The organism is Chryseobacterium taichungense (assembly GCF_900109935.1).
GTDB lineage: Bacteria > Bacteroidota > Bacteroidia > Flavobacteriales > Weeksellaceae > Chryseobacterium > Chryseobacterium taichungense.
In genome coordinates this window covers 1-21,917 of record NZ_FOBV01000008.1, presented here as the reverse complement: position 1 = coordinate 21,917, position 21,917 = coordinate 1, and the positions used below count along the sequence as shown (strand labels likewise).

The following is a 21,917-nucleotide window of genomic DNA, read 5'->3' as shown; positions in this document are numbered from 1 at the left end:
GTATGAATATATTTCTGAGGAGCGATAGAGAGTTGTTGACTGATGGCGCCTGAAATTACTCGAAGGCCCGGTATGAAAGAATGATTAATTGCTTTAGAAATAGTTTCGGCGAGCCTTTGGCTCGCCGAAACTATTCAATGTATTGTTGTTTAATCGTTGACAGGATTTTATCCTGTCCTGATTTAGGTTGTCCTTTCAGGACTCCTTATTGTTTTTTTTGATTGCTTTTATGAATTAAGATTATTCCTGAACTGCCGGTAAATTATTTGCTGCTTTCTGTACTTTTTTATAGGTGTACGAACACATGATGATACTGAATTCATAAAGCAACAGCAGCGGAAATGCAGCCATTAGCATACTCAGGACGTCCGCCGGAGTAATGATTGCAGCAACGACCATGATCAGAACGATCGCATGACGTCGGTATGTTTTCATGAATTTTGGCGTAAGAATTCCGATGGTCGTCAGGAAATAAATGAGAACAGGGAAGAGAAAAATAACCCCCATCCCGAGAACTACCTGTAAAAACAGGGTGGTATAATCACTCAGGTCATACAGTGGAATGATGATATCTGAGATCTTGAAAATAACACCGAAATTAACGGCAAAAGGAAGAATAAGGAAATATCCGCATAAAACACCTGTCATAAAAAGAATCCAGACCGAATTGATAATAAAGATGGAGTTTTTCCTTTCTTTAGGATGCAGCGCAGGGCTGATGAATCGCCATAATTCCCATACGATATATGGAAAAGCGAGCACGATACCTCCAAAAATGGAAACGGCCATCATCACATTAAACTGCTGATACAGTTTGCTGGCACGTACCGGAAAATCTTTCGGAAGATGGATGCTGTCTTCACCCAAAATCATTTTAGAAAAATGGTTAACGATCTCAAAGGTGGCAAAATCGTTTCTGGTAGGACCGAAAAAGATATGGTCCATAATCCAGTTGATATTAAAACCAATAATAACCGCTGCAATGATGATTGCAAGAATACAACGGATGAGGTGACCTCTTAATTCCCCAATATGCCCAAGGAAAGACATGTCTTTAACATCACTCACAGGATAATTTTTTTTAAGATTCCAAATTTATGAAAAAAGTTTCAGTAAAGCAGAAGTTAGTTAAGAGGGGAAGATTGAAGTTTAAAATTTGCCGGTTATTTTTGTTCCTGCTTATTTATATTAGTCAAATATTAGTACTTTGAGAATAATCTTCCAGCTTCTAACATCCAACCTAAATAATCCCTTCATCCAGCAATTTATGCAGATCGATAATACCGAAGTATTTACCGTTTTCGGTGACTACCAGCTGTCCGATATTATTATCTTTTAAAATCTTCATCGCTTCTTTTGCCAGGGCGTTTCTTTCTATTGTTTTAGGATGGGCAGACATGATATCTTTAGCCAGGACTTTTGAAATATCATCGCCTTTCAGCAACATTCTTCGTAAATCGCCGTCAGTGATCACACCACAAATCTCATCGTTATTGGTGACTACCGTAATACCGTGTCTGGAGCCACTTATGGAAATAATGACATCTTTCACAGTATCGTTTTCCGTTACTTCAGGTTTCTGGGAAGAAAGAAAATCATCAACCTTTGAAATTAAGTTTTTACCCAGACTTCCACCCGGATGGAACTTAGCAAAATCATTAGCCTTAAAATCATTCATCTCCATTAAAGCAATAGCTAAAGCATCTCCCAACGCCATCTGTAAAGTTGTAGAACTTGTCGGGGCCAGCTTATTGGGACAGGCTTCCATATCGACATGGGTGTCCAGTATCATTTCAGAAAATTCTGCCAGTTTGCTGGTTTTATTGCCCGTCATCCCGATGAGCGCAGAAGAATAATCTTTAAGGTAAGGAACCAGATTTACGATTTCCGGTGAGTTTCCCGAGTTGGAAATACACAAAACGATATCCTGCTTCTGAATTACGCCAAGATCTCCATGAATTGCTTCCGAAGCATGTAAAAACTGGGATGGCGTTCCGGTGGAATTTAAAGTTGCTACGATTTTATTGCCCACATGTGCCGATTTACCGATTCCGACTACGATCAGCTTTCCTTTTGCAGAATGAATAATCTCTACTGCCTTGGCAAAGTCGTCATTTAATCTGTCTCGGAGTTTTTCAAGTTCTGAAATTTCTATTTCTAAAGTGCTTTTCGCTATTGAAATGATATCGGCTCTTTCCATTTTACTTACATGAGGCATATAAAAATCACTAAAAAAAACGTTATATTTTTGATAGAATCTTTATTATAAACTTTATTTTTTATAAATTCGTTCGCTTTTATTTTAAGCGAAAAATTCATAACTTTGGATTAGATGCAAATTTAGCAATAAAATTAGATGAGCGCAAAAAAAGCCAATTTATCGGGCGAATTGAAAAGATATTTCGGATTTTCTACTTTTAAAGGGCAGCAGGAACAAATTATAGACAATCTTCTGAACGGAAAGGATATATTTGTTTTAATGCCAACAGGAGGTGGTAAATCCTTATGCTACCAGCTTCCGGCACTTATTTCCGAAGGTACTGCTATCGTGGTTTCACCTTTGATAGCGTTAATGAAAAATCAGGTGGATGCGGTGAACGGACTTTCATCTGATAATGGGGTGGCCCATGTTTTAAATTCATCATTAAACAAAACCCAGACCAAGCAGGTATTTGACGATATAAAAAGCGGTAAGACAAAACTTCTTTATGTCGCTCCGGAATCTCTTATTAAAGAAGATTATCTTGATTTTCTGAAAGATGTAAAAATATCATTTTTCGCGATTGACGAAGCCCACTGTATTTCAGAATGGGGCCATGATTTCAGACCGGAATACCGAAACCTGAAGTCGATTATCGATAAGATTGCCGATGTTCCGGTGATCGCTCTTACAGCAACGGCAACCCCTAAAGTGCAGGATGATATCCAGAAGACATTGGGAATGACGAATGCACTGGTCTTTAAGGAAAGCTTCAACAGACCAAACCTTTATTATGAAGTGCGTCCGAAAGTAAATGTTGATAAGGAAATTGTAAAATTTATCAATCAGAATAAGGGTAAATCAGGGATTGTGTATTGCCTCAGCCGGCGTAAAGTTGAGGAGTTTGCCCAGCTTCTTCAGGTAAATGGAATCAACGCATTACCTTATCACGCGGGTCTTGACCAAAAGGTAAGGGTGGCCAACCAGGATAAGTTCCTGATGGAAGAGGTAGACGTTATTGTTGCTACGATTGCTTTTGGGATGGGAATTGATAAGCCGGATGTACGCTTCGTGATTCATTACGATTTCCCGAAATCTCTGGAAAGCTATTATCAGGAAACCGGAAGAGCGGGAAGAGATGGCGGAGAAGGGTATTGTCTTGCATTTTATGATCCTAAAGACATTGAAAAACTGGAGAAATTCCTGGCTCAGAAGCCTGTTTCCGAAAGAGAAATCGGATTGCAGCTGTTAAATGAAGTTGTAGGTTATGCCGAAACTTCCATGAGCCGGAGACAATATATTCTGTATTATTTTGGTGAAAATTTTGATCCGGTGAACGGAGATGGCGCCAAAATGTGCGATAATTCATCAAACCCTCCAAAATTAAAGGATGCGACTGATGATCTGAAAAAAGTTCTTGAATTAATCAGGGATACGGGAGAAAAATTCAAGGCAAAAGACCTTATTTCCATTATCGTCGGGAAAGAAACGGCGGTTACCAAATCTTACAAGCTTGAGCAGACTTCTTATTTCGGTTTTGGAAAAGAAGAAAAAGATAATCACTGGAAAACGATCCTTAGACAGGCTACGGTTCAGAATTTTTTACAAAAAGATATTGAAACATATGGTGTCTTAAAGATTGCAGAAAAAGGCAGACTTGTTTTGGACGGAAAACTGGAACATTCATTTCTCATTGCGGAAGACAGGGAATTTGATCTTACGCAGACAAAAGCAGAAAGTGATCAAGTTCAGATGCAGTCGGCAGGAGGTTTAGATCAGAATCTTTTCAATCAGCTGAAGGAACTAAGAAAGAAAGTGGCCAAAAAGCATGGCATTCCGCCTTACACGGTTTTTATGGATCCGAGCCTTGAAGATATGACGGTTCAATACCCTATAACTGTTGAAGAAATTGGTAAAATCTACGGTGTCGGTGAAGGGAAAGCCAGAAAATATGGTAAAGAATTTGCCGATTTTATCAGTAAATATGTAGAAGACAACAATATCGAGCGTACTCAGGATATGGTGCTGAAGCAAGTGGCCAATAAATCCAGCCACAAGGTATTTATCATCCAGAGCACCGATAAGAAAATCGATCTTGAAGATATTGCGAGAGCGAAGAATCTTTCAATGGATGAACTGCTGAAAGAAATGGAACGTATCGTTTATCAGGGAACCAAGCTGAATATTGATTATTATATTGAAGATAATTTTGATGAAGATATCGTGGATGGTTTCATGGAATTCATGAACGAATCCGAAAGTGATAGTATGAAGGTTCTGCTTGATGAATTCGGGGATGAACTATCTGATGAGGAAGTGAGAATGCTGAGGATAAAATTCATCAGTGACGTTGCCAATTAAAATAAATTTAAATTAAACAAAATATTTTAAAAGAAATTCTTCTGCCGGAGAGTTTCTTTTTTTATAAGTATCACTCTCAACTTGTCATTCCGTAGGAATCCAGACATAGTATTAGAATAGTAGGATAGAAAATTCGTACTTAGATTCTTCCAGAATGGCAAATTACATGCGGAAATTTTTAATTAATTTAAATATTATTAATTCTCAGCTGGGAATGAGGTTACCAAAACTTTTTACTAAATTTACATAGATGAAAAAGATTTCTGTCATATTTATTCTGCCGGATCTGGAAACAGGCGGCGCTGAGAGAATTATTACCACCATTGCAAATCATCTTTCAAGGGATCGGTTTGAGCCTAAGATTTTGCTTTTGCGTAAACAGGGAGGCTATCTCAATTTTCTCAATGAAGATGTAGAAATAATCGATATTAACACAGAAAGAATACGTCACTCCCTGAAACCAATTTTAGCAGAAATCTACCGTAGAAAGCCGGATATCGTATTTTCGGGGTACGGTGAAGTGAATGCTTACCTGTCTCTTTTTATTAAGCTTTTCCCAAGAACAAAATTCATCGCAAGGGAAACGAATGTGGTTACCAAGCATGTGACAAGAAAAGAGATCAAATTCTTCTATAACTTTTATAACAATTATCACAGAATCATTGCTCAAAGCGATGATATGATGAAAGATCTCATTAAAAATTTCAGGATAAAATCAGATAAGATTGTTAAGATTAATAATCCTGTTGATTTCGATTTTATTGAAGATAAAATGGCCTCTTCTCAAAAGCCTGAAAGCTTTAAATACAATTATAAAAATGTGGTGGCCATTGGGAATTTGTCTCCCAGAAAAGGATTTGACAATCTGCTTAAAGTATTTTCAAGACTTAAGAATGAAAATATTTTACTTCATATTTTAGGAGATGGAAAAGATCGCGAAATGCTGCATCAGATGAAAGATTTTTTAGGTCTTAAAAATGTTATTTTTCATGGCAGGCAGGAAAATCCGTATGAGTTTCTGAAATATGCAGATCTGTTTATTCTTTCCTCCAGATACGAAGGTTTTCCCAACGTTTTGCTGGAAGCAGGAGCATGCGGAACATATTCTCTGGCTAATAACTGCCCGGGAGGAATTAATGAAATCATTCAGAACACGATCAACGGGGAAATTTCAGATATTGAAGATCATGAAAGATTTTCGCAGGAGATTCTGAGGATCCTTCATCAGAACTATGACAAAGAAGTTATCAAAAGTTCCATAAAATCGAGATTTTCCAAAAATATGATCATGGATAAATATGAAAAAGTCTTGCTGGATCTGGTGAAATAGTTGTCCGATGCCGTCTTATTTCTCTATTTTTGGCAGCGTTAATCAATTACAATTTTTATCCATGATTAAAATTCAGAAAATAGGATGCAGCTGTGAAAAACCTGCCTCAAACTATACGGAATACAGAAGTTCCGAACTTGGTATAGATCATACCAACGGAAGATATGCGGAAGTGAGCATTCAGCAGTGCAAGCTTTGTCAAAGGATATGGATTCATTATTTGGTTGAATTTGAACATTATTCCAAGTCGGGAAGATGGTACAAAGGAATTGTTTCGAAAAAAGACCGTCCGAATATCACCCCTGAAAACGCCGTAGCATATCTTGAAAGCCTTGAATGGTATGTTTACGGAGGTTCTTATTTTGAGAGTACAGGAACGTTCGGGCAGGGAAAACTGCAGGTGGATTAACTTAGAGCAAATAATATGCGGGAAGCATGAAGCATGAAGCTGGAAGACAATACAGCGTTTTATTTGAGGGAATGAAAAGAATCGCAATACTTTAAACTTCCATCACCCATCTTCCTTCTAAATTTTGACAAATCTCACTTTCTCACGTGGTAATAAATCGTTAAATTTGTAAGCATAAGAAAGTTATTAATAAACAAATTCATAAAATAACATGAGTCAATTCGATGTTACCGTAATCGGTTCCGGTCCTGGTGGTTATGTTGCTGCAATCCGTGCTGCACAATTAGGTTTCACAACAGCAATTATTGAAAAATATCCGACTTTGGGAGGAACTTGTCTTAACGTGGGTTGTATTCCGTCAAAAGCGCTTTTAGACAGTTCAGAGCATTTTGAGAATGCAAAGCACAATTTTGCAGGACATGGAATCATTATCAACGAACCTCAAGCCGATATTGCAAGAATGATCGAGCGTAAAAACGAGGTGGTAAAGCAAAATACAGATGGAATCAACTATCTGATGAACAAAAATAAGATCACTGTTTTTGAAGGTGTTGGAAGCTTCGAATCTGCAACTCAGATCAAAGTAACAAAAAATGACGGTTCCACAGAAACTATCGAATCTAAATATACGATTATCGCTACCGGTTCAAAGCCATCTTCTCTGCCTTTCATCACGATTGATAAAGAAAGAGTAATTACTTCTACGGAGGCTTTAAATCTTAAAGAAATTCCTAAGCATCTTGTTGTCATCGGTGGTGGTGTCATCGGTCTTGAGCTAGGTTCAGTGTATTTAAGACTGGGTGCTCAGGTGACTGTGGTTGAATTTATGGATAAAATCATTCCTGGAATGGATGGAGCTTTAAGTAAGGAATTAACTAAAGTTCTTAAAAAACAAGGAATGAAATTCATGCTTTCTACGGCAGTTTCTGCGGTTGAAAGAAATGGAGATACTGTAAAAATCACAGCTAAAGATAAAAAAGGAGAAGAAGTAACTGTTGAAGGAGATTATTGTCTTGTTTCTGTAGGAAGAAGACCTTATACAGACGGTCTCGGACTTGAAAAAGCAGGGGTAGAGCTTGACGAAAGAGGAAGAGTGAAAGTAAACGACCACCTACAGACGAATGTTGCCAACATCTATGCGATCGGAGACGTTATCAAAGGAGCAATGCTTGCCCACAAAGCAGAGGAAGAAGGTGTTTTTGTTGCTGAAACTTTAGCCGGTCAGAAGCCTCATATCAATTATAACTTAATTCCCGGAGTTGTTTACACATGGCCTGAAGTTGCCGGAGTCGGTAAAACTGAAGAGCAATTGAAAGAGGAAGGAGTTGCTTACAAAGTGGGATTGTTCCCGATGAGAGCTTTAGGAAGAAGCCGTGCAAGTGGTGATGTTGATGGTTTGGTTAAAATCATTGCAGATGAAAAAACAGATGAAGTCTTGGGAATGCACATTGTTGGAGCAAGAGCTGCAGACCTTATCGCAGAAGGTGTCATTGCTATGGAATTCCGTGCAAGTGCTGAAGATATCGCCAGAAGTTCTCACGCGCACCCTACTTATGCAGAAGCGATCAAAGAAGCAGCGTTGGATGCTACGGCGAAAAGACCAATTCATATGTAATACTTGATTAGAATATCATCATTTATAAGAAAAGGGAGACATTGGTCTCTCTTTTTTATTTTATCTATTTTAAAATGATTAAGCTTTTTTTGTGATGAAATTTTATGATTGACAATTAATGAGTTAAAATTATTGTTGTGCTGTTATTTTTATGCTGATTAACTTTTAATTAAAACAAATATCTAAATGTTGCTATTTTATCCTGTCGAAATTAAATTTTGCAGTTAAATTAATTTAAGATCAAATCAAACTCAAATAATAAATTATGAAAAGTATATTAGTAAGCGTACTGTTTCTCTTTGCAGCAAATTTATTAGCGCAAGAAGCAGGAAAATCGGGTGAACTTCTGAAAAATGAAGCTTCCAAAACAGAAATAGGATCTGTTAATACTAAAAGATCAGATAGTAAGAAAAACAACAATAGCTCAGGTTTTAGAAATCAGGACAATAATGGTTTCAGAACAAACAATTCGCAATATCAGTGGAACAAGGAATATGGTTATTCCGAAGTTTTTCTTAGAATTCCAGAGCAGGGATTTTTCAGTGTCGAAATAGGAGATCAGTTTATATCAAATAATTCAGGGAAATTCAGGTTCTTTGATTTGCCGGCAGGAAGAATTCCGGTCTCTATTTATGAAAGTGGCTATTTATTGTACAGAACCACTTTAAATGTTCGAAACAACAGCAGGCTTGTCCTTGATTTTTTCACTGATAAAGGTTTATTTTTATTGGATTCTTATCCCGTTCAGGGCCAATCTTATGGTTTCGATAGCTGGAATGATGTCTGGAATAATCCGTACGGAAACAATGGAGGCTTAAATTATCCTAATGTTATGGATAATCAGACTTTTCAACAGTTTATGGATACAATGAAAAACAGGGCTTGGTTCGATGATAAAAAAATGGAGTTTATTAATCAGCAAGGTCGTCATGCGATGTTTACTTCAAAGCAGATTAGTATTTTGGTAAAAGATCTGAGCTTTGATAAAAATAAACTTGCCTTGGCCAAATTGTTATTTTCTAAGTGTGTTGATAAGCAAAATTATTTTCTTGTTTATGATTCTTTTGATTTTGAAAGCAGTAGAAAAGAACTGATGGAGTATATTTCTAAATTATAATAGCGAGAGGAAAAAGACATTCTCTTTTTACGCTTATAATTTACGTTTTGCAAGTTCGTATTATATTTCCGTACCTTTACCGACTAATTTTATCATTAATGCAACTCGGAAAAACTCAGATTTTAAAAATTTCAGATAAAAACAACTCAGGATGGATCTTAACGGATGAATCGGGTGAAAAAGCATTTTTACCTAAGATTTTTATTCAGGAAGACAAAGAAATAGATGAAGAAATTGAAGTTTTTGTATATCAGGATGATAATAAGCTAAAAGCGACAACAGAAATCCCATTGGCTGAAGTCGGCGAATTTGCCGTGATGAGCTGTGTACAGAGCCTTCCTAGCGGTGCCTTTATGGACTGGGGAATTATCAAAGACCTGTTTATCCCCTACAAACAGCAGAAAACAAATATTGTTGAAGGAAAAAGATATCTCGTTCATATTTATGTTGATGAAGATCTTGAGCTGATAACGGGGACGACTAAGTTTAAAAGAAATCCACAATATCAGGATCTTCCGTTTAAAAAGGGCGATAGAGTTGATCTTATTATGATGAACGAAAGCGAATTGGGCTGGAATGTAGTTATCAATAAAAAATATATCGGACTGATCTACAGTTCTGATGTCTTCAAAAAATTATATCCGCTGTCCGAAGAAACCGGTTATATCAAAGCAATTCGAGAAGATGGTAAAATTGATGTTTCTTTACAGCCGGAAGGATTTGAGAATATCGATGAATTTAAGCAAAAAGTTCTGGATAAGCTCGAAGAAAACTATGGATTGCTCTACCTTTCAGATAAATCTTCGCCTGAAGAAATCAAAGACGAGCTACAGATGAGCAAGAAAAATTTCAAGAAAGCTATTGGTGGGCTGTACAAGGATAAAATTATTGATATTTCAGAGGATAAAATCAAATTGTTATAAATGAAAAAGAGCAGAAAATTCTGCTCTTTTTTTATTCCCTGTTTTTGATCATTAACCATCCGGTATAGACTCTGCCATCAGATACTTTAATGGTATACCAGTAATTTCCTGTAGGAACTTGGCTTCCATTCAGCTTACCGTCCCATTCAAGTGGTTTTTTGGTGATCACTTCCTTGAAGACAGGTAATCCTCTTCTATCATAAACATTCACTTCAGTTCCCAGATAATTTTCCAATCCTGCAATTTTCCATCTGTCATTGTATCCGTCACCATTAGGGGTAAATGCATTTGGAATATTAAAGATTGAAAAAGGCTTTTGACCAATGATACATCCTTCTTTTGTTCTGACATAGACAATGTATTCGCCGATATTTAAATTCGTAAAAATATTAGAATCCTGCCATGTTATATTATCTAAAGAATATTCAAAATTTCCTGTTGCAGAAAGAATTATCGTAGCTGAATTGTTGTTTATATTGACAGCAGTTATTTCCGGTAGTATTGTGTAGCTTACCTCAACATGATCTGTATTTTGACACCCGAAACTGTTGGTTACCGTTACAGAATAATTCCCCGGAGTCGAAACTGTGATGGTTTGAGTGGTGGCTCCGGTACTCCAGAGATAGGATGAATAGCCGTTTCCGGCGTCCAGTGTTGTATTTTTACCTTTACAGAAATCAATCTTTTCGGGAAGATTGAGATTTGGTTTTGGATTTATGGTAAGGCTTAATCGTACAACTATAAAACAACCGTCCGTCGTGGAAACTTTTACATGAATAACCGTTGAGCCAACATTCATTGTATAATTGGATGGGTTGGCGATAGGACTCCCAAGATTGTCATTATATGTAAACGTATAGATTCCGGGATTTGTAATAAGATTTGCCTGATAAGAAGTAAGATCTATGACTGTTGAATTTCCTGTTGAGCTATTGCATACCGTGGCAGAAAAGTCATTTGCCGGAACATTATTCGTTGATAAAGTTACTGAAATGGGCAGCTTTTCAGATTCGCAATTGTTTAAAGTTTGTGTTACGAAATAAGTTACTCCATGAATAAGAGGAGTTGTAAGAGGCAAAATATTTCCGGCAGCATCATAAAACTTTATTGCGGTTCCACTGACAATCAGGCTTGCCAGGGTAGGATTTGAAGAGGCGCAGAAATCTTGTACAGAATTTCCGGCGGGTTCAGGGGTTTCATTTATTGTAACCTGAACAGCAGTTTTATTACTTTCGCAACCGTTAATGGTTTGGGAAGCGTAATAGGTTTGTCCGTTTACTAAAGTTGTTGTAGATGGTAAAATATTCCCGGCTGCATCATACCATTTAATATTCTGACCTGTAATCTGAAGGTTAGCAATCGTAGGATGGCTGCTTGCACAGAAAGTTTGTTGGACGCTGGTAGTTATTGGCAATGCAGGTGAAGTAACCGTTACATTTTGATTTTGTGTTGAAATATTTCCGTTTCCGTCATTATAGGTCCAGTGAATTACATATGTTCCCGGAATAGAGTAGGAAAGCGGATCTGTTGTCGTAGCTGTAATGGTTCCGGCACAATTATCCGTAGCAGTGGGAATAGTTGAAATTACCGTGTGGCAATCGCCGGTAATGTCTGCAAGAGTTGCTGTGTTTGGAATAGGCGCGATATTGTCTCCCACAATCACATTTACGGTGAAAATTCCGTCGCAACTTCCTGATCCAGATACCTGGCAGCTGTATACTCCGGAATGAGATGCTGTTGCATTCGCAATAGTAGGGTTCTGGAGTGTTGATGTAAATCCGTTTGGTCCGGTCCAGTTGTAGGAAGTTCCCCCTGAAGCGTTTAATTGAAGGGTAGAATTAATGCAGACCGGGGAGTTGGAAGTTACCATACTTGCAGATGTACAATCCTGAAACTTTGCAATAAAAATATCATTTCCTCCGCCGGGAGATTGTTGGAATGTTCCTGGAGTTGCAATCCCGGAAGTGTTTCCACTGGACATTCCGGTTAAGTAAATTGCACCTTCATTATCTTTTATAACTTCACCCAGCTGAGTTGCTCCATTTCCTCTGTAATAAGTTCCCCATTCTTTAATGTCATTTTGATTATATTTAATTAAAAAAGTAGATGTCATAAGTCCCGGAAATCCCATATATGCTCCTGGTGTTGAAATATCAGGCTGTCCGCTTGAGTGTAATCCTGTGAAAAAAACATTTCCAGTCGAGTCTGGATAGCCTAATAATTGCGGATCACCATCAAAATTAAAGTAATTTTTTGTAATAGTATTGTTTGCCAAATTCACTCTCCATATTCCTGGTTGTCCCAGAGGAAAAGCTGCTGTTGAATATTTTCCAGGGAGTACCAAGACATTGTTTATAATTCCTCCTTTTATAATAAATTCATGACCTGTATTTCCGTAATAACTTGATTTAATAATAGTGTTTCCCGTTTTTGAAAGCTTTACATAAATACCATCAACACCACCGGCTTTAACTGCTTGGAAAGCATTTACCATTGGAATGGTTGATGATTGTGTTGCTCCAATCATTTCAAGATTAGTAGTGGAAGAAATTATTTGGAAAATAGAAGTAGAACCATCGCTTTGCCCAAAATATGTTGCCCAATTTACATTTCCTGTAGCAGCATCTAAGGATGCTAAAATGCCATCTGTATAGCCAGAAGGACTGGCTTTTGTGTTTTGCATCGCATTGACAGTAGGAAAATCAAAACTAAAAGTGTCACCACCAATAAAAACTTCATTCTGGTTATAGGATATTGAATAAAGTTTATCTCGGCTGTTAGTAACAAATTCTTTTAAATATATTAAGCCACCGTTATTATTGAATTTTACGACAGCTATATTATTATTTAATGGACCTCTCTCGATAGTTCCGCCTGCATAAATATTAAAATTTTCATCAAAATCCAGATCTTCGAATACATCATTATTTCCAAAGCCATAATATGTTCCCCAAAGCCTTTGACCTTGTTTGGTCAATTTAATTATAAAACAATCAAGATTTCCTACAATATTTTGTTGATAAGTTCCTGAAGTAGCAAAATTATTATTACTATTAGTTGTTCCATATAAATATCCTGTGTTTTGAATATCAGTTTTAATGCGCCCGTAATCATCTCCAAAACCTCCCGCATAACTTCCCCAAACTCTGGTGGGAACCGGATCAATTACAATGGTCTTATTCGAAGTATTAATAGGAGCATTAAACCCGAAAGTCTGATCACCGAGATCTTTAAAAGCAACATCAATATTTTCTTTTTTATTTCCGGCAATCCAGCTATTAGGAATGTTTTCGTACATTTCACCAAAACGGACTTTCATCGAAAGTTTATGATCTTTAATAACTGTCGGCGCTCCATTAAATTTCATTTTAATATCAGAAATTCTACCTCCGGGATTGATAATAAAATTATATTCTACAGGTTTTAAAGTATCATTTGGTTTAAAAAAAACTAAATCAATATTCGGGTAAATATTTTTATATAGAACTTTTTTAAAGCGATGAACATTTGTTACTCCTTTTGGTTGATTAGGAATGTTGAAATAATTATTGTAATCTAGAGATTTTCCTTCTGCAATAATAGATGCATTTTTATTTGAATTTAAAAGTTCAATATCAATTCTGTGGTATAAATTTTCATACAAAAATTCATCTTCGTAATAAGTTTTGCCTTCTAATGATTTATCTTTTTTGAATTTTGAAGAATTAGGATTTACAGTTTTCTTTACCTCATAAACATCATATGAAAACCCATTTTGCTTCAGCTGAACATTCAATCCGTTAGAAAGGAATAAATACTTTACACTTGAATTTTCTTTTCCGTCCTGATCTACAATCTGGCCTTTGTTTTCATAAAAGAAATAATCATTGTTTGCAGGAGTTTTTTTCTGTGAAAAGATAGAAATACAAGAGAAAAAAGTCAGCAGAAATAAAATTTTTCGCATCGGTTATTAATTTTCCGGCAAATATAATAAATCCGCCTATTCTAAAAGATTAAAAATGATTAATACGATTTCATTATGTTAAAACATGATGCATATCATATTTTTTTCTTTTAATTATTTTGTTTAACAATTTTGTCAAAACATTTGATTGATTTATATTTGCACAAATTTGTTTAACAAAAATGTCAAATCAAGCAAAAAAAGACCAAACACAGGAATTAATCAAAGAAACCGCGAAGAATCTATTCTTTGTGAAAGGGAAGTTTGATGCCACTACACAGGAAATCGCCGATGCAGCAGGGGTCAACAGAACGCTGATCAATTATTATTTCCGTTCAAGAGATAATCTGATCCAGATCATTTTTGACGAGGCCCAGAGAGTAGAACACGAAAAATCTGAAATTATAATGAATTCCGATTTGCCATTTAAAGAAAAGATCGGGCAGTTCATTGAAGGGAGCTTATCTACAAGTCTGCAGTACCCGTATTTGGAAACTTATATCGTATCACAGATCAATAAAGGAAACTGTCATCAGAAAGATATTGAAGAAGATGAGCTGAAAAAGCTTTACAAAGATATAGAAGCAGAAATGGAATTGGGAAATATTGAAAAAATGGCACCGATACAGTTTGTCCTTAATATGATTTCCTTATTGGTTTTTCCAAGCGCCGTAAGACCTTTATTGATGGAAAATTTAATGATCGATGAGGTGGAATTTGATAAGATTATTTCGGAAAGAAAAGAGATTATTTTGAATATGTTGTTTAAAAATTAATTAAATGTTAAAGTATTTTAAAAAATGAATCGTCTTTTAGCAATAAAAACTACAGCAACAGCAATTACATTAAAAAAATAAACGAAGTATAAAATTATGAAAAGAAAACGTATAACTGCACAAAAGCTAAAAATTGGGATAGCGGCTGCATTTATGATTTTCGGCTTTTCATCAATTTCTGCACAGCAACAGGTTTCGCTGCAGGAGGCCATCAAACAGGCACTCCAGAATAAGGCGGAAGCTAAAAAAGCAGCTTTGCAGGTGAAAAAGGCTGAATACAAAATTGATGAGGCAAGAGCGGGAGCACTTCCGCAGATCAGCGCCAACATCAGCAATACCTTTAATCCTATTCTTCAGAAGTCGGTACTTCCCGGTGAGATTATCGGAATGCCGGGACAGCTTGTTCCCGTTACATTCGGAACAAAATGGCAATCGGTAAACTCGGTATCGCTGTACCAGAATATTTTTGACCAGAGAGTATTTACAGGATTAAAAGCGGCTAAATCTACCAGAGAATTTTACCTGCTTAATTCGGAACTTACCAACGAACAGATCATTGAAAACGTAGCTACTGCTTACTACCAGGTATTTGTTCAGGAAGAAAATCTGAAAACCGTACAGGCAAGCTATGCCAATACGGAAAAAGTAAGAAACGTAATCAAAAGCCTTGTGGATAACGGACTGGCAAAGTCCATCGATCTTGACCGTACCAACGTTCAGCTTACCAACATCGGTTCAAACAGACAGCAACTGGTAAACGCCGTGGAAGTTTCCAAGAATGCACTGAAGTTCTACATGGGTGTTCCGATCAGTACTCCGATCGAGCTGGAAGAAAAAACCATTGAACCCAATTCAGCGCTCTTGAATACGGAAGCAAATCTGGAACAGCGTTCAGAACTGAAAGTATTGAACAAACAGAAGGAACTTTTGCAGTACAATAAAAAAGCCACCGAAGCTTTACTTTATCCTACTGTAGGTCTACAGGCCAATTACGGATGGCAGGGACTGGGTAATAAGTTTCCTTATTTTACCGGAAGTGCACAGGGGACCAACTGGAGTGACTATGCTTCCATAGGTTTGGCTATTAAAATTCCGATCTTCTCAGGAGGATCTACAAAAGCACAGATTCAGCAGGCGGAGATTGATATTCAGGATCTGGATCAGGATATCAACAATACTAAAGAAAGCTTGGATCTTGATTATAAAAATGCCATCAGCAATATGGAGAATGCGATCATCAATATCGAAAGCATGAAAGACAATGTAGGATTGGCAGAAAGAGTTCAGCAAAATACACAATCCAATTACCAGTACGGTTTGGCTACGCTTACGGAGGTTCTGGATGCGGAAAATGCCCTCACTCAGGCCAAGCAGAATTATGCAAATGCCCTATTGGATTACAAGCAAGCTGAAATCAAGTTAATCAAAGCAAAAGGACAATTAAACACATTACAAAACCCATAATAAACTACAATGAAAAAAACTCTAATATATATCATCGTGGCGGCTGTACTGGTCGGTTTGGCAGCCTATAAAATTGCTGGCAATAAAGAAAAACAGACGCAGGAAGTAAAAGAAGTAGCCAAGCAGGTAGACAAGATCAATGTAAACGTGGTAACCGTTTCCAGAGAAAATATAAATACAGATTATTCAGCTAATGGTACCTTTATTCCAAAGCAGGAATCTAACCAGTCTTCTGAAATCTCCGGAAGAATTGTTAGCGTTTTGGTAAAAGAAGGATCTAGAGTTGGTGCCGGACAGGTGTTGGCAACCATTAAAAAAGATGCGATCGAGGTAGATGTTACCCAGGCGCAGAACAATTTGCAGAATGCCATTATCGACAATCAGCGATATGAAAACGCTTTCAAGACAGGAGGTGTTACAAAGCAACAGCTTGATAACTCAAGATTACAGCTTAAAAACGCTCAGGCAGCCGTAAAAGCGCAGGGCGTAAGAGTAAACGACACCAGCGTACGTGCGGGGATCAGTGGTACCATCAACAAAAAAATGGTAGAGCCGGGAATGGTCGTAGCTCCCGGAACCGCTTTATTTGAAATCGTAAACATCAACTCTTTAAAGCTTTCCGTTTTGGTGGATGAAAGCCAGATCGGGAAAATCCAGATCGGACAGGAAGTTCCGATTAAAGTAAATGTATTGCCGGAAGAATCTTTCGCCGGAAGAATTACCTTTATCGCGCCGAAAAGTGACGCATCTTTAAATTTCCCGGTGGAGATCGAAGTTCAGAACAGAGGAAACCTGAAAGCGGGGATGTATGCTACGGCTACCTTTAAAACCAATAACGGTGCGGAAACCCAGAATATGCTGACCGTGCCTGCAGAGGCTTTCGTAAACGGGGTAAGCTCGGGACAGTTATTTGTTGTTCAGAATGGTGTGGCTAAACTTATTAAAGTAACCGTAGGAAAAGTATACGGCGACAAAGTTCAGGTACTGAGCGGGCTGAATGGCGGTGAGCAGGTGGTAACCAGCGGGCAGATCAACTTAGACAACGGATCTAAAGTGAATATTATAAAGTAGAAGGACGATGAAGTTAGCAGAAATATCCATTAAAAGACCATCCCTTGTGATCGTATTGTTTACGATCCTTACCCTGGGAGGGATCTTAAGCTACTCCATGATGGGGTATGAATTGATTCCGAAGTTTGAAACCAATATGGTAACCATTTCTACGGTATATCCCGGAGCTTCACCCGCTGAGGTGGAAACATCCGTCACCCGTAAGATTGAGGATGCCGTGGGATCTTTGGAGAACGTAAAGAAAGTAGAATCGTCTTCCTATGAAAGCTTATCCGTCATCATGGTACAGCTGAACGACGGAGCCGATGTCGACTATGCACTGAACGATGCACAACGAAAGGTAAACGCCATTCTGGCAGACCTTCCCGATGATGTGGATGCACCGTCCCTGAATAAATTCTCCCTTGATGATTTACCGATCATCACGATGAGTATTTCTTCGGATAAATTGAACAGCAAAGACCTGTATGACCTTTTAGATAAAAAGATCGAGCCGATCTTCTCCCGTGTGAATGGGGTAGCGCAGGTAGATCTTGTGGGTGGACAGGAAAGAGAAATCCAGGTGAATCTGGATGAGAAAAAACTGCAGGGATACGGCCTCTCGATTGCTGATGTGCAGAATGCCATTCTTTCATCAAACCTTGATTTCCCGACAGGAAGCATTAAAACAAGAACAACGAAATCAACCATCCGTTTATCCGGAAAATACAGATCGATTGACGAAATGAACAACCTCGTCGTTTCCAACAAAAATGGAGCTCAGGTTCGTTTGTCTGATATCGCAACGGTTTTCGATTCTCAGAAAGATGCAGAAAAAGTGGCGCGTTTCAACCAGTTTCCGACGATCTTGATGCAGGTGAAAAAGCAGTCTGATGCCAACGCGGTAGCCGTTTCGGAAAGTGTTCAGAAAACGATTGCAACGGTGGAGGAAGCTTATAAGGTGCAGGGCGTAAAGGTAAAAGTGGTAAATGATACTACAGATTTTACCCTTGAATCGGCCAACCACGTCATCTTCGATTTATTCCTGGCGATTATCCTGGTAGCGATTGTGATGTTATTATTCCTTCACAGCATCAGAAACGCATTTATCGTAATGGTTTCCATCCCGGCTTCATTGGTGGCTACGTTCATCGGAATGAACCTGATGGGATATACCTTAAACCTCATGAGCTTACTGGGACTATCCCTTGTGGTAGGGATCCTGGTGGATGACGCGATCGTAGTGCTGGAGAACATTTACCGTCACATGGAAATGGGTAAAAGCAAAATCCGTGCGGCCTATGACGGTGCTTCGGAGATCGGATTCACGGTAGCAGCCATTACCTTAGTAATCGTGGTGGTGTTCCTTCCTATTGCGATGAGTTCCGGTCTGGTAGCCAACATTCTGGCGCAGTTCTGCGTCACGGTGGTTATTGCAACATTATTATCATTGCTTGCCTCCTTTACCATTATCCCATGGTTATCATCAAGATTTGGTAAACTGGAACATTTAACAGGTAAAAACTGGTTCCAGAAATTCATCCTTTGGTTTGAAAGCATGATAGATAAATTTACCCACTGGATCACCGGAATTCTGGAATGGTGTTTAAAAACCACTTTGAGAAGAGTAATGACCGTGGTCATCACCTTCCTTGTCCTGATCTCTTCTTTCATGTTGGTGGCATTCGGATTTATCGGAGGAGAATTCTTCCCGCCGATCGATAGAGGGCAGTTCCTTGTTCAGATGGAGCTTTCCAAAGATGCGACGGTAGAAAAGACAAACCAGCTGACGTTAGATGTTGAGAAGTTTTTAAGAAATGATAAAGATGTTGTGGATCTTATTACTACTGTTGGTCAGCAGTCTACCGGTTTCGGTGGAGCACAGGCGACAACGTACCAGTCGGAGGTTCAGGTAAATCTTACAGATAAATCCGAACGCTCTGAAAGTACCAACATAAAAGCTGCGAAAGTAAAAAGAGCATTAGAAGAAAAATTCACCGGCGTAGAGTTTAAAACCGCACCGATCGGGATCATGGGGGCAGAAAATGCACCGATTGAAATGGTCGTTACCGCTCCGGATAATGCAACAGCCGTAAAAGAAGCTACCCGAATTTTAGCGTTACTTAAGAAAGTACCGGGAGCTGTAGATGCGGAGTTATCCACTGACACCGGAAATCCGGAAGTTCAGGTGAATATCGACCGTGATAAAATGGCTTCTTTAGGCTTAAATCTTTCCAGCGTAGGACAGACGATGCAGACCGCATTCAATGGAAATACCGACGGGAAGTTCAGAGCCGGAGAATATGAATACGACATCAACATCCGTTTCGGAGATGCCAACAGACAGTCGATCGATGACGTGAAAAACCTGATGTTCACCAATCCTCAGGGACAGCAGATCAGATTAAGCCAGTTTGCGGATGTAAAAATGGGTTCAGGACCGAGCTTGCTGGAACGTAGAGACAAATCGCCTTCTGTAAAAGTAAGAGCAAAAGCCGTAGGAAGACCGGTAGGGGACGTGGCCAACGAATGGGCGGCACAGTTCATGGATAAACCGACCAAACCTGTGGGCGTAGATTACATCTGGAGCGGAGATATGGAGAACCAGCAGGAAGGTTTCGGTACCCTGGGTATCGCCTTGTTAGCAGCTATTGTATTGGTATACCTCGTAATGGTTTCCCTGTATGACAGTTTTGTATATCCGTTTGTGGTATTATTTTCCATTCCGCTGGCGATGATTGGGGTAATGGTGATTCTTGCCCTTACAGCCAATTCATTGAACATTTTTACCATGCTGGGGATGATCATGCTGATCGGTCTCGTAGCGAAGAACGCGATCCTGATCGTCGACTTTACCAACGCGAGAAAAGCAGCAGGTTCCAATACCCATGACGCACTGATCCAGGCCAACCATGCCCGTCTCCGTCCGATCCTGATGACCACGATCGCGATGATCTTCGGGATGTTGCCAATCGCATTGGCAACGGGAGCAGGAGCCGAAATGAATAAAGGTCTCGCATGGGTAGTTATCGGTGGTTTAACATCGTCCCTATTCCTTACATTGATCATTGTACCGGTGGTATACTCTTTATTTGACTCCATCCTAAGAAGAATGGGCAAACATGAAAAAGTAGACTATGAAGCTGAAATGAAAGCCGAGTATAAGCACAGAGAACTAAGTGAAGACGGATATACTCCGAAGCATTTAGATTAAATTTATATATAAACCTTAATTAACCAAAAAAACCGTCTTGTTGTATTACAAGACGGTTTTTGTTTTTATCTGATTTAATAAAATTAATTATATAATCTTCTCAATTGGCAGTATAATATTTAAGAAGAAAACTCCATATAACCTAACGAAAAAAGTAGTCACACTTAGACTACTTTTTCTATGACAAATGTAGAAAAATTATCGTTACTTCCAAATAATAATCTGTTGTTTTTTAATATGTTAATTAATTAGCTACTATAATTTCCATTAAAAAATGGCCGGTCCAGAGCTAAAAGAATTGCTCTCGTTTTTACACTGAAAAAAGCAATTTGTATTGATTCTTAATTCATTGGACTTAAAAGTAGTCTAAGTGTGACTACTTTTTTATACACAATGAAACTACAAATGATGACCCTTATACAGCTCCCTCTTTTCCTGCGTTTTAGCGTAAGGATGCTGTGTTTTCAAGTGTTTTTCATTTCCATTTTCATCAGTTCCCAGACTCCTTTTTCCTACGCAGATTCAACAATTTTTATCTCTGAAGATTCTTATCTCTATGTTGAATCACCGATTGAAAGATCGTCTTCACAGTCTCTTTCGGAAAAAAATAAGATCGTAAAACAGTTTAACGCAAACAAGCGTAAAGCTCTCTTCAAGCTAAAATCGATGTCCGTTAGCAAAAATGATATCAACCAAATAAATCAAGCCTGCTTTACAATTCCAAAGAGTTCCCATTATGTTGGAAACTCAAGCAATCCTTCATCAATTGCCATTTTGGGAAATACTTTTCCGATAAAGCTAAATCATAAAATAACAGGCTTTGACTTTTGTGTTTTGTCAAATGTGATTGTCTCAGAAAAGAAACTTCTATATAAACATATTAACCATTTCAACCTTTTAGAGATTATCACCAACCACTTCAGCCGCCCTCCACCTATATTTGCGATATTTTATTAAACACAAATAACACGAATTATTAAACACAAATAAGCACAAATATCTATGCACAAATGACACAAATGCTTTTAATACAACAGGACACTTTCCACTCTGTTTGTCATCCCGTAGGGATCTAAGCAAAGATTTTCACACAACATTAGTGAAATTAGTGTCCAACCATTAGTGCCATTCGTGTTAATAACAGCTTATCTAACATAACTATTAAACACAAATAAGCACAAATATCTATACACAAATGACACAAATGCTTTTAATACAACAGGACACTTCCCAATCCCTTTGTCATCCCGTAGGGATTTCAGCAAAGATTTTCACACAACCTTTGTGAAATTAGTGTCCAACTATTAGTGCCATTCGTGTTAATAACAGCTTATCTAACATAACTATTAAACACAAATAAGCACAAATATCTACGCACAAATAGCACAAATGCTTTTAATACAACAGGACACTTCCCACTCCGTTTGTCATCCCGTAGGGATCTCAGCAAAGATTTTCACACAACATTTGTGAAATTAGTGCCTAACCATTAGTGTCATTCGTGTTTAAAAAACC

General features: G+C 38.0%; 14 protein-coding genes. 11 read left to right on the top strand and 3 right to left on the bottom strand.

Translation table 11 applies throughout. The features are described 5' to 3' along the window. Positions 1 to 240: 240 nt before the first annotated feature. On the bottom strand, positions 241 to 1,068 hold the full coding sequence (tatC, locus tag BMW64_RS16065) for a twin-arginine translocase subunit TatC (RefSeq protein ID WP_177175312.1): 828 nt from the start codon (positions 1,066 to 1,068) through the stop codon (positions 241 to 243). A gap of 172 nt (positions 1,069 to 1,240) precedes the next feature. Continuing rightward, a complete protein-coding gene (locus tag BMW64_RS16060) occupies positions 1,241 to 2,200 on the bottom strand; it encodes a KpsF/GutQ family sugar-phosphate isomerase (RefSeq protein WP_090000975.1) in 960 nt (319 codons plus the stop codon). Positions 2,201 to 2,356: 156 nt separating this feature from the next. Between BMW64_RS16060 and recQ the strand changes: the two genes are divergently transcribed. From recQ to BMW64_RS16030, 6 genes are all read left to right on the top strand, one after another. Beyond that, positions 2,357 to 4,561 (top strand): DNA helicase RecQ, encoded by a 2,205-nt coding sequence (gene recQ / locus BMW64_RS16055; protein ID WP_090000974.1) that lies wholly within the window; start codon positions 2,357 to 2,359, stop codon positions 4,559 to 4,561. Positions 4,562 to 4,811: 250 nt separating this feature from the next. After that, complete coding sequence (locus BMW64_RS16050) at positions 4,812 to 5,891, top strand: glycosyltransferase (protein WP_090000973.1); 1,080 nt, start codon at positions 4,812 to 4,814, stop codon at positions 5,889 to 5,891. A 61-nt stretch (positions 5,892 to 5,952) separates the two neighbouring features. Then, the gene (locus BMW64_RS16045; protein ID WP_090000972.1) at positions 5,953 to 6,300 is read left to right on the top strand and encodes a hypothetical protein; all 348 of its coding nucleotides are present in this window, start codon (positions 5,953 to 5,955) and stop codon (positions 6,298 to 6,300) included. Positions 6,301 to 6,511: 211 nt separating this feature from the next. Beyond that, complete coding sequence (gene lpdA, locus BMW64_RS16040) at positions 6,512 to 7,915, top strand: dihydrolipoyl dehydrogenase (protein ID WP_090000971.1); 1,404 nt, start codon at positions 6,512 to 6,514, stop codon at positions 7,913 to 7,915. Between the two features lie 265 nt (positions 7,916 to 8,180). Continuing rightward, a complete protein-coding gene (locus BMW64_RS16035) occupies positions 8,181 to 9,032 on the top strand; it encodes a DUF4476 domain-containing protein (protein WP_090000970.1) in 852 nt (283 codons plus the stop codon). 98 nt (positions 9,033 to 9,130) lie between these two features. After that, a complete protein-coding gene (locus BMW64_RS16030) occupies positions 9,131 to 9,955 on the top strand; it encodes a CvfB family protein (protein WP_090000969.1) in 825 nt (274 codons plus the stop codon). A gap of 31 nt (positions 9,956 to 9,986) precedes the next feature. Here BMW64_RS16030 and BMW64_RS16025 read toward each other — a convergent pair whose 3' ends face one another. Continuing rightward, positions 9,987 to 13,898, bottom strand: a complete 3,912-nt coding sequence (locus BMW64_RS16025) for a DUF7948 domain-containing protein (protein WP_090000968.1) — start codon at positions 13,896 to 13,898, stop codon at positions 9,987 to 9,989. A gap of 182 nt (positions 13,899 to 14,080) precedes the next feature. Here BMW64_RS16025 and BMW64_RS16020 point away from each other — a divergent pair, with 182 nt between their 5' ends. The 5 genes from BMW64_RS16020 to BMW64_RS16000 all read left to right on the top strand — a co-directional run bounded on the left by BMW64_RS16020 (position 14,081) and on the right by BMW64_RS16000 (position 21,359). Continuing rightward, on the top strand, positions 14,081 to 14,674 hold the full coding sequence (locus BMW64_RS16020; RefSeq protein ID WP_090000967.1) for a TetR/AcrR family transcriptional regulator: 594 nt from the start codon (positions 14,081 to 14,083) through the stop codon (positions 14,672 to 14,674). Between the two features lie 96 nt (positions 14,675 to 14,770). After that, positions 14,771 to 16,138, top strand: a complete 1,368-nt coding sequence (locus tag BMW64_RS16015; RefSeq protein WP_090000966.1) for a TolC family protein — start codon at positions 14,771 to 14,773, stop codon at positions 16,136 to 16,138. 9 nt (positions 16,139 to 16,147) lie between these two features. Beyond that, positions 16,148 to 17,209: an efflux RND transporter periplasmic adaptor subunit gene (locus BMW64_RS16010; protein WP_090000965.1), complete on the top strand. Its 1,062-nt coding sequence runs from the start codon at positions 16,148 to 16,150 to the stop codon at positions 17,207 to 17,209. 7 nt (positions 17,210 to 17,216) lie between these two features. Further along, complete coding sequence (locus BMW64_RS16005; protein ID WP_090000964.1) at positions 17,217 to 20,402, top strand: efflux RND transporter permease subunit; 3,186 nt, start codon at positions 17,217 to 17,219, stop codon at positions 20,400 to 20,402. 405 nt (positions 20,403 to 20,807) lie between these two features. Next, the gene (locus tag BMW64_RS16000) at positions 20,808 to 21,359 is read left to right on the top strand and encodes a hypothetical protein (protein ID WP_143052715.1); all 552 of its coding nucleotides are present in this window, start codon (positions 20,808 to 20,810) and stop codon (positions 21,357 to 21,359) included. The last annotated feature ends 558 nt before the right edge of the window (positions 21,360 to 21,917 follow it).